Below are 9656 nucleotides of genomic sequence, written 5' to 3'. Positions count from 1 at the left end.
ATCCGGCCACGGCTCTGCTTTGTCCACCTCCACAGCTTGAATCATACCCCAGCCTCAGACGAAACCCCTGCAAGCCGATTTTCAAAACGGCCTCTTAGGCCGGCGGTAAACGCACCCATTCCGAAAGCAGCCAGGAGCGCGCCGTAAACGATGGGTCCTCCCGCCAAATGATCCCGGACGATCAAGGGAAGCAGCGCGAGGATGGAAATGCTCGCAAGTCCGAACAAAGTCCCGCGAGCGATCGCCGCCTTGATTTCCGAGGACATCGCAGTGAAGCGCAGCCCATCATGAATGGCCGTAGCGACGCGCTCGCGCGGCAGCGAAGAAGAGCGCACGTGCCATTTCGATCGCGATATCGCTGCAAGCGGGACCAGATCACTCAGTGCTGCCAGGACGAAAGCGGCCAGCGGTCCAAAGAAGGCCAGGATAGCGCCACCCAGGGCCGGGCCTGTGCTTCGAACAATATTATAGCCGACCGACATCAGCGTCACCGCGGCCGGGATCTCGCGCTTTCCAGAATATCGCCGACAGAAGCGTGCCAGGCTGGATCATTTAGCGCGAAGCCGCAGCCGGCCAAAAACCCCATCCGAGTATTAGCCACGGGATGACAAACCCCAACCAGACAGAAATCGCCAGCGTCGCAGATGCCAGCGCAATCAGGCAGTGCCCGGCGAGCATCACGCCGCGTCGGCTGAAACTGTCCGCAATGGCACCTGCGAGGATGGAGAGAAAGAATGCCGGTAGCGTGGAAGAAGCTTGCACCAGTGCGACCATCAGATCGGAGGCTGAAATCGTCGCCATGAGCCAGCTGATGGCTGTCGTCTGCACCAGCCAGCCGAGGCTTGAAATTTGCGTAGCCGACCAGATCGCGCGGAACGCGCGGTTCTGAAGAGAGGCCAGTGTCGTCGAGACGCCCGAATACGAATCCTCACGTTGCACGATGTTCGCCTATCCCAACTCGTTATCACCTTCTAGATGCGCTATGTATAACGTGCATCAAATAGCTTATGTAACGGGGTTGTGATCAAAAGAGACTAGAGCGGAAATAATCACGACTGAGCGCTGGCTAAGTCGTTGTCTGCTCCCGAATGGAGCTGTACACCATTCGGGCTGCGACCAGATCGGCGAGTCCGGATCCAACGGCCTTGAAATAGGTGATCTTTACCCCGACATAGACGCTGGCGAAGATCAAACCGCAAGTCTGCACAAGAGGAACGTCGCGAAGGGATACAGCGTCGACCATCAACGAAACGGCTTTTGATTTCAAAATTGCGCTCTTTCTCAGGAGGTGTTGAACGTCCGTATTCGCGTGGCATATCAACTCTCAAACCAGCAGCGTTGTGTGGCTTTCGCAGCGCCGCCGAAGGGATCGCTGACATATCCTTTTACCTTGCTGGACATGCCTGTGATACCGTCAGCGAACATTACGGTGATATGCCCACCATCATCATGGACCTGTGTGGACGCCCCCGTCAGCGCAAGAAGAATCTTATATGAAGAATGAGGAGCGTGGTCGGGTGCTGACATGTGTCCGGCCTCTGATGCGGCGTTCCACATGCCGCGGGCCCGTATGGGAGTTCGCGGAGCGGGTCCAATTCAATCTCGCGTGCTCAAGGCACGTATCCATGATCTGGTTTTCCCGATCCCGTCTCGTTGACCGTTGCGCCATACTCTCCGTTTGACCTTCTCACACTTTCGAGGCCTTCCGGCCGAGCGGAACTAACCCGCCACCGCCGGAGCCCGATAGGTTCCGCCTTTCGCCATCAATGCCCAGACGATGCGTGCCGTCTTGTTGGCAAGCGCGACGATCACCAACATGGGCGGCTTACGGTCCAGCATGCGCATGAGCCATGGGTCCGCAGATTTCCCCTTCCGCATCGCCCAGCGCACGGCAGCGCTGGCCCCTATAATGAGCAGGCGGCGCAGAGTTCGTTCGCCCATGCGGGACGTCTCGCCAAGCTTCTGCTTCCCGCCCGTGGAACGCTGCAACGGAGTGAGCCCCAGCCAGGCCGCAAAATCACGCCCCCTTTTGAAGGTCTGAGCCGACGGAGCCAGAGCGGCGAGAGCAGTCGCGGTGATCGATCCTATCCCCGGGATAGTCATCAGTCGTTTCGATTCCGCGTCCTCCCTGGCGCGCCGGGCGATCTCGCGGTCGAGCACAGCCACCCTCTCATCCAGCGAGCGCAACTGTTCCACGAACAGACACAGGATCGGACGGGCGGCCTCTGGGATGGCGGAGCCATGATCCTCGATCGCCGTTACAAGCTTGGCCACATGGAAAAGGCCCTGCGCGGCCACCAGCCCGAATTCGGCAAGATGGCCACGTATCGCATTGATGGTCTGGGTCCGCTGGCGCACCAGAAGATCGCGAGCGCGAAACACCATCGCCGCAGCCTGTTGTTCCTCACTCTTGGCTGCCACAAAACGCATCGTCGGCCGTTGCGCAGCTTCGCAGATCGCCTCCGCATCGGCGGCATCGTTCTTCTGCCTCTTCACGAAAGGCTTGACGTAGCCCGGAGAGATCAGCCGGACGTTATGTCCCAGCTTCGTGATCTCCCGCGCCCAGTAATGGCTGCTGCCGCAGGCCTCCATGGCAACCGTGCAAGCCGGCTGCGCATCAAAGAATTTAAGCATCTGATCGCGGCGAAGCTTCTTTCTAAACAGGATAGCTCCCGATGCATCTGCACCATGCACCTGGAACACGTTCTTCGCTAGATCCAACCCGATCATGCTAACTTCCGACATGGACGCCTCCGTTCAAGTGATGATCAACGACACCACTTTGGCACAGCGATGCCGTCAGGGGGCGTCCACATGGGGTAATCGCGGGAGCGACGCGCCCTGGAACCGATCATAGCCTTGGAGGGTGGCTGTTCCCCGATAAGATGAAATACGGGCTCACGACTGGACGCCGGGCCCAGCATCAACGGAGAACAGCGATGGAAGAACATATCGGTCTCGACGTGTCGATGAAAGAGACGGCAGTGTCGATCCGCCGTGAAGGCGAACGGATCTGGCGCGGGAAGTGCGCATCTGATCCCAGGATCATTGCCGAGCTTGTCCGCAAGCGGGCGCCGGCCGCAAAGCGCGTCGTGTTCGAAACCGGCCCGCTGTCAGTTTGGTTCTATCATGCGCTGCGCGCCGAGGGATTGCCAGCCATCTGCATCGATGCGCGCCATGCCAAAGCCGCTCTCGATATGGCGGCGAACAAGACGGATGCGAATGACGCCGATGGTTTGGCGCGTCTTGCTGAAGCAGGATTCTTTCGCGAGGTGCGCGTGAAAGGCTTCGACAGTATGTTGACCCGCACGCTCGTGGCAGCACGCACTCGGCTGGTCCGGATCACCGTCGAGCTTTCCAACCAGATCCGAGGGATCATGAAAACGTTCGGCTTGCTCGTTCCCGCCGGTAAGGGAACTACATTCGAAAAGAATGTCCGGAGCCTTCTTATCGATCAGAGCGAGCTTGCTCCTGTCGTCCTACCGATGTTGGAAGCCTGGCGCAGCATTCGCATCCGTGCCGCCGAGCTTGGGCGCCAGCTTGTCGCAGATGCACGTCAAAGCCAAGCATGCCGCATACTCATGTCGATCCCCGGCATCGGCGCCATTACCGCAACCTCTTTCGCCACTGCCATTGAAGATCCGGGCAACTTCAAGAAGTCCCGCTCTGTTGCCGCTTGGATCGGCCTGACAACTCGCCGCTACCAATCGGGAGAAGTCGATTATGACGGCCATATATCCCGACGCGGCGATCGACATTTGCGGGGACTTCTCTATGAGGCTGCGGCGGTCATCCTGACACGCAGCTCGATCGACAGCAGCCTGCGCACGTGGGGCCTCAAGCTCCGGGAGAGGGTTGGCTTCAAACGAGCTGCCGTGGCTGTGGCGCGCAAACTGGCGGTGATAATGCATTCGATGCTCAAGACCGGTGAGTTCTTTGATCGAAATGCAGGCGCCACAGCATGAAATCTTGCGAATAGCGTTCAGGATCTGAGCGCCTGAGACGTCCCTGCCGGGACGTGAGCCGAGCCATTCCGCTGATGGGGTTGCACCGCTGTCTCAGCAAAGTGCGTCGTCCACATTGAAGGCTCGTCCGCGGAGCTCCATCATGCGGCGACTGATGTCGACCGCGAAGACAACCATGCACCCGGCAGCGTCGTCTCGACGCAATTACATGCTTGACGTCCCAGCGGCGATTAGACAACCCCATCAATCTTGGCTGCCTCTCGATAGAAGGATTTGCGGAGTTTAGGGTCAAGTTCCGCTCTGGCCTGGGCTACTAGCTTGTCGAACTCCGGACGGCGCCAGTGAGAGTCATTCCAGGCTCCGTCGCTGGCAAATGGGAGCGACAGCACATGGTCTTCGGTCTCAAGGCTGCCCCAATGGGACGTACAAAAAGGCGCCTTCAGCCAGACATTTGCCCAGTAGCCGTCGATCGGTTCCCGCTTTAGCTCGATTGTGATACCAGCCTTCGCGGCACTCTGCTGAAAGATGACCGCCATGTCGACGGCGCCGGGAAATATCTCCGAGGTGTGAAGTACAATCGGACCGCTGTGACCGGACTTCTTGTAGTAAGATTTGGCTTTTTCAACATCGTATGTGTGTTTCGGGATGTCGTCAGAGAAGAAAGGATATATGGAGTTGATCGGCTGGTCGTTTCCGATCTCGCCGTATCCAGCGGCAATGTTTTTCAAAATCAATTCGCGATCAACGGCATATTTCAATGCCAGGCGCAGATCCGGGTTGTCGAATGGGGGTGTATCGACGAGCATCGTGAAATACAAGAAGTCGTGCTCGGCGAACTCACGATATTCACGCTTGCTGCGTTCTTGAGAGGAGCCACAAGTTTTGGCGGAACCTCCGTTATTAGATGCACACTTCCTGATAGGAGTGCCGAGATGCGTGCGCTGTCGTCATTGATGACGAGTACTTCGAGTTCATCGAACCAGGCGCTATTTGGCATGAAGTAATTAGGGTTCCTGTGGAATGTATAAAGCTTACCTGGCTCGGCTTTATCTAGAACATAAGGCCCAGTGCCAATACCGCGATCGGGGCTCTCGTCTTTTGGCTGAACCACCAGATAAATCTGTGTCAGCAAGTACGGCAGCCCAACGTCCGGTTCCTTTAAAGATATCGTAAGTTGATAGGGACCATCAGCCTTGATGTCATCAATGCGTTTCATCAAGGCGACGACAGGTGATTTTGAGTTGGGACCTCGGTGGCGGTCAAGCGAGTATACTACATCCGCCGACGTCAATTCCTTGCCGTTATGAAATTTGACGCCCTGTCTAAGTTTGATGACCCAACGCTTACCACCGTCTAAGGGCTCCCAGCTCTCCGCAAGTTCACCCTTCACCTCACCCTCAGGGGTTCGCTCAATGAGATGATTCCCGTACTGGTAGGCCACAGAAGCCAAGGCTGCTGTGACCAAAAGCACTGGATCCAATGAATCGGTCGAGGATCCGCCCTTTACGCCCACGATCAGCTTGCCGCCCCGCGTGGGAGACTGTGCCGACGATTCCTTCGGCAGGAGGACTCCTCCCAAGCTAGCGCCTATGCCTACAGCCACGGACCGCTGTAGAAGACCCCTTCTCGTCAGATTAAGAAGATTCAAAGACGTAGATTTCGCACTCATTTTGTTCCCCTCTTGCTGCTATTAAGAATTGTTAGGCAGTGCGACGATAAAGCCTTGCGCCGGAGGCCAGATGCTCTGGACGCCCGCTGCTATCTTTGTTTCGGAATGCAACGCGGATGTCCCGTGTGGCGGGGAAGAAACATGGGTTAGCATTACTCTGTCGGGCGGTTGGCGTGAAGATAAACTGATCTTCACCGGCTCGAATGAGCGGCGCAGCGTCCGTGGGCTCCGTGCTCATGTTATCGTAGCAGGCGATCTTCGTGCGAACTGAAAGCGTTAGCCCGCTTTCGTTTTTCGAGACGTCGTAAACGATCCAGCTGTCCTCGTATCGACCAGCATAGAAGGATTCTTCAGTGCTTTCAGTGGAAGGCTTTGCAAGCTCAACAGGTTGAGCGATTTCAAATCCACAAATTTGTCTTAGATATGGAGCGGCAATATCTATAATCAGATCGGTGCCATTGTCTGAGTTCGTGAGCACTGCGAGAGCAAACTGCTGTGCAGGAGAGGCATATAGTTGAGCCTTAATTCCAGGACCACCACCACCATGGCCCACGACATCTGCTCCGTACGTCATCCACCCTAGTCCAATACCGTACGGCATTTGCCCAATATTGGGGGTAGTAGTACCTCTCATCAATTGGGCACTTAGGGGGGAGAGAATTCGCTTATTGCTTAGCGACAAGCCATCACACAGATGTGCACGCGCAAACATTACTAGATCGGCTGCGCTCATCATTGCTGTGTGGCCAGCAGGTGCGAATCCGAGCGGAAGAAAAACGTGCGACGTTCGAGTAAGGGCACCGGTGGTCCTATCTATAAAATGGCCAACGCTGGTTCTAAATAGCATAGCATCTTCCGGCAAAACCGCGGAATGGGGCAAACCCAACGGCTCAAATATTCTGGTTTTCACCAAGTCATACCAGTTTCTGTTCGTTACTTTTTCAGCAAGATGCCCTGCCACTACTGTAGCCGCGTTGCTATAAGAACAGTAGGCCCCAGGCGAGAAAACCTGAGAATAAGCTGACATTCGCCTCACTGCTTTTTCGATAGTTTCTTCATCGTGGCCGTTGTCAATCGGTGTTTCGCCATCGATGCCCGACGTATGATTGATGAGCATCATAACTGTAATTTCTTCGGTGGCGGTAGCATCTTTGACACGAAAATCAGGCAGGTATTTTCTTACCGGGTCCGCCAGATCCACCAAGCCCTGATCGACCAGCTGCATTACTAATGTAGCATTAAAGACTTTTGTGATGGACCCAATATGCATAATTGTGTCAGTCGTCAGACCGACACCAGTTGATATATTGGCAAATCCGGCTGCGGCCGTGGCAAGAGTACCTTCGTGAAAGACAGCAATGCTCGCGCCCGCCACCCTATGACGCTCCAACGCGTCCGTTAGTTCAATTTGGATGTTTCTTGCGTCTAAATTCATTAGTCTCTCCGAAGTTTGCCTTTGCATTCGCCCCTAGCCCTAGCCCTAGGGGCATGCGATGTGAATTTGGGACTGTCGGCACAGTGCGTAGCGCTACGCCCGTGTAATCCTCCTACGCTCCTGAGCGGGCGGTCGAGGAATGCAGCTATTGTCCGCTGTGATCAGCACTCCTTTTTTGCATGTTTTGGGAATCCGAATTCATTATCGCGCCGAACGTGAAAATTATATTATGGGAAAAATCATTTCTGACAATAGAAAAAGCTGACTGAATTATTCGGCAAACGCGAGTACTGCCGCACGATAAAACTGACCGAACGTGAGCGATGGACAGAAAAAATGCCCAGTGAGGCTCGTGATCATACCAGTTCAGGCGCATGATGGCATTGGTATAAGGAGAGATGCTGCTGACCGTCGGATACCGACTGGTCTCACACGGGGCAAATCCAACTGACGCACTTCAAAACGCTTCGACAAAGTGCGACCTTTCTGGCTATGGCGAAGCGGCCTGCATCCGTAGCTACTGTCGTTCAGCGCGCATCTGTTGGTACACCATTCGAGCTGCGACGAGATCGGCGAGTCCGGATCCAACGGCCTTGAAATAGGTGATCTCGTCGGTAGTGGTTCGCCCGTTTACGTTGCGATTGGCAAGATCCGCAAGAGTTCCAAGAACATGCTCTTCGGCTACAACGCCGCTCTGAATGGGTTGAACTAGGTCTCCCGCTTCACGAAGCGCTTCACGCGTGTCAACAAATGCTCTGGCGGCCTTTAACGTTGCGTCGTCCGCCTCTCGCATCTTGGGAGTAAAGCCGCCGATAAGATCGATGTGCGTGCCCTTGCGTACCCATGCGCCCGTGATTATGGGGCTGGTTGCAAGGGTTGCAGCACTAATGATGTCTGCCTTTCCTACCGCTTGCTCCAAATCCGTTACGACTTCCGAAACAATCCCTCTGTCGTTCAGGGAGCGAACGAGTTTTTCCGCGCCTTCCGGGATAATATCCCAGACTAGGACCTTCTCGATTGCCCTCACAGCGCGATACGCGTCAGGAATCTGGCTGGCAACGCGTCCGGAGCCGATTACGAGGAGCGACTTTGCGTCATCGCGGGCAAGATAGCGAGCCGCCAGGGCCGACGTGGCAACGGTTCTCCTTGACGTGATAACATTGCCGTCCATCAACGCCAGTTGTTGCCCAGTCACTCCATCATAAAGGATGTAGGTAGATGTCAGCCCCGGCAAACCGCGCGCTTTGTTTCCTGGAACAACGGTTACAAGCTTAACCCCAAGGAACTGATCCTGATCTTCCGCTTTTGACCAAGCAGGCATAAGGAGAAGTGTTGCGTCTGGTTCACTGCGTTTCTGAATATGATGATGGTGCCGAACCGGCACAGTGCAGCCGGCTGCGAATCCGCTCTGAAGCGCGTCGACAAGAGCACCATAGGGCAAGCCCGCGACCGTTGCTTCAGTATTTATCAATTCCAAACTGACATCGCTCATTTATTACTGGTCCTTCTTAAACTGTTGGCGGAAGCAATTGCCGCTTCCTTTAGTTGCGTTAAACAGCGCCTCGAGGACTTGATCATGCAAGCCAGGACGCAACCGATGATACGTTTTGAAGGGCGGTCTGCTCACCCATAATCGTTTGCGTTAGTAGCTCACCGCAGCCCAAAGCCATGGTCCAGCCGAGCTGCCCGTGTCCCGCGTTGATCCACAGGTTGCTATATTTGCGCACCTTGCCCAGGAATGGAGGGCCGGCGGCTGTAGTTGGCCGCAATCCAGCCCAAAACTCTGGCCGATTAAGCTCTACGGCATCACCGAATGATCGGCGCACGTAATCGGCAATCTGCGCTGTGCGCCCGTCCGGAAGGGAGCGGTCGCGCGCCGCAAATTCTGCAATCGCCGTCACCCGAAGTTGGCCGCCGTAGGTCGCAACCGCCAGCAATTCCGTCTCGTCGACATAAGGCAGCGTAGGCACTTTAGCGGGATCGGTGATCTTCCAAGTTCCCGAATAGCCTTTGACCGGGTATATGTTGGGCGCAAAGCCAAGCGTACGGGTTAGCTCAGGAGTCTCGACGCCTGTCGCAAGAATGACTGCATCGCACTGGATTTCCCCCTGATTGGTTTGTACAGCTTTTATAGTGTTCGATGATGTGCGGAACCCCGCGACATGGGTGCCGAAGTGGAAGCTGGCCCTATTCGATTTGTCCAGGAAGGCAGCCGTGCGTTCAGTGAATAACCTGCAGTCACCAACGCAGTCCACTAAGCTGAGAAGTCCGCCAACTAGCCGGCTGGACAGTCCCGACAGCCCGGGCTCGCGCGCAATCAGCTCATCTCGTTCAAGGACCGCGATACTGTCGACGCCGTGATCTTTGATGGAAGAAACGTGGATGTCGAATTGGCTCTTGTTCTGGAAGACATACAGACCGCCTTTGCGCCGCACCTCCTTCGGCAGCGCCATGTCGGTCTCTGCTGCGGCGATGAGGTCACGGCTATATCGGCTCAGACGTTGGAGGGTTTCGGTGTTCCTGTGATGTGCGTGTGGCGTGCAGTTTGCCAGGAACTCTATGCCCCAGCGCCACAGCGCCGGATCCA

The 9656-nt window shown here is 55.8% G+C and carries 6 protein-coding genes and 2 pseudogenes; 1 reads left to right on the top strand and 7 read right to left on the bottom strand.

Annotation, left to right across the window (positions count from 1 at the left end):
* Positions 1 to 50: 50 nt before the first annotated feature.
* The 3 genes and pseudogenes from NKJ40_RS31235 to NKJ40_RS31225 all read right to left on the bottom strand — a co-directional run.
* Positions 51 to 939 (bottom strand): annotated as a pseudogene (locus NKJ40_RS31235) (MFS transporter); the annotation flags it as partial.
* Positions 940 to 1317: 378 nt separating this feature from the next.
* A complete protein-coding gene (locus NKJ40_RS31230) occupies positions 1318 to 1527 on the bottom strand; it encodes a hypothetical protein (RefSeq protein WP_352469321.1) in 210 nt (69 codons plus the stop codon).
* 192 nt (positions 1528 to 1719) lie between these two features.
* Positions 1720 to 2745 carry an IS110 family RNA-guided transposase gene (locus NKJ40_RS31225; RefSeq protein ID WP_352469320.1) on the bottom strand — a complete coding sequence of 342 codons (1026 nt, stop codon included), beginning with the start codon at positions 2743 to 2745 and terminating at the stop codon, positions 1720 to 1722.
* 194 nt (positions 2746 to 2939) lie between these two features.
* On the opposite strand from NKJ40_RS31225, the gene NKJ40_RS31220 reads away from it, so the two are divergent.
* Positions 2940 to 3965: an IS110 family RNA-guided transposase gene (locus NKJ40_RS31220; protein ID WP_352469319.1), complete on the top strand. Its 1026-nt coding sequence runs from the start codon at positions 2940 to 2942 to the stop codon at positions 3963 to 3965.
* 230 nt (positions 3966 to 4195) lie between these two features.
* Here NKJ40_RS31220 and NKJ40_RS31215 read toward each other — a convergent pair.
* From NKJ40_RS31215 to NKJ40_RS31200, 4 genes and pseudogenes are all read right to left on the bottom strand, one after another.
* Positions 4196 to 5634, bottom strand: a pseudogene (locus NKJ40_RS31215) (ABC transporter substrate-binding protein).
* A gap of 31 nt (positions 5635 to 5665) precedes the next feature.
* A complete protein-coding gene (locus NKJ40_RS31210) occupies positions 5666 to 7069 on the bottom strand; it encodes a serine hydrolase domain-containing protein (protein ID WP_352469318.1) in 1404 nt (467 codons plus the stop codon).
* 517 nt (positions 7070 to 7586) lie between these two features.
* Positions 7587 to 8561, bottom strand: coding sequence for a bifunctional Delta(1)-pyrroline-2-carboxylate/Delta(1)-piperideine-2-carboxylate reductase (gene lhpI, locus NKJ40_RS31205; protein ID WP_352469317.1), 975 nt, complete (start codon positions 8559 to 8561; stop codon positions 7587 to 7589).
* A gap of 82 nt (positions 8562 to 8643) precedes the next feature.
* The coding region (locus NKJ40_RS31200) for an FAD-dependent oxidoreductase (protein WP_352469316.1) at positions 8644 to 9656 on the bottom strand (1013 nt) is incomplete at its 5' end.

The organism is Mesorhizobium sp. M0119, from assembly GCF_040322615.1.
In the GTDB taxonomy this organism is placed as follows: Bacteria; Pseudomonadota; Alphaproteobacteria; order Rhizobiales; family Rhizobiaceae; genus Mesorhizobium.
Note: the sequence above shows the minus strand (reverse complement) of the source record. Positions and strands in the feature narration are given on the sequence as shown.